The 240-nt window shown below is 35.0% G+C and carries 1 pseudogene; it reads right to left on the bottom strand.

Annotated features, from left to right (window positions below):
• Nucleotides 1-141 (bottom strand): annotated as a pseudogene (locus SB775_RS33290) (polysaccharide deacetylase); the annotation flags it as partial.
• Nucleotides 142-240 lie beyond the last annotated feature (99 nt).

Here is a 240-nt window from a genome sequence, read left to right as displayed (position 1 = left end):
CCCTGCATCTGGCACCGTTTCATTTTTAGGACGTGGGATTCCCCAGTTATGTGGTGTATTCGTATAAGCAAATGTTGAAACTGGAACAAGTGCCATCATAATTGAAAAAATGAGACCTATATATAACCATTTATATTTCATAAATAGTCTCCTTTCCATATATAATCGTACCTGTAGTTTCTGTTTCCCTGCTTTCTTTCATGCTGAACATGTTTTTCTATATATACCAAAAAAATGCAC

The sequence above is a fragment of the Peribacillus sp. SIMBA_075 genome (genome assembly GCF_046534585.1).
The sequence above is the reverse complement of the archived record's forward strand: the minus strand, read 5'-3'. Positions and strand labels throughout refer to the sequence as shown.